At 61.5% G+C, this 257-nt stretch carries 1 pseudogene; it reads left to right on the top strand.

The features are described from left to right. A pseudogene (locus tag AC0L3U_RS39685) lies at nucleotides 1-257 on the top strand (alpha-ketoglutarate permease); the annotation flags it as partial.

Raw genomic sequence — 257 nt, 5'->3', positions numbered from 1 at the left:
GGCTGGCAATCGTCAGCTTCTATACCTCCATCAGCGGCCTGGTCAAAGCGGAGATGTTCCCGCCTCAGGTGCGTGCCCTGGGCGTAGGCCTGGCCTATGCGGTGGCCAACGCGGTGTTCGGCGGTTCGGCGGAAGTGGTCGCGTTGGGACTGAAGTCCATCGGCATGGAAAACAGTTTCTACTGGTATGTCACCGCGATGATGGCGGTGGCGTTCCTGTTCAGCTTGCGCCTGCCCAAGCAGGCCGCTTACTTGCAC

It is taken from the genome of Bradyrhizobium sp. Kon69 (assembly GCF_055807515.1).
Note: the sequence above shows the minus strand (reverse complement) of the source record. Positions and strands in the feature narration are given on the sequence as shown.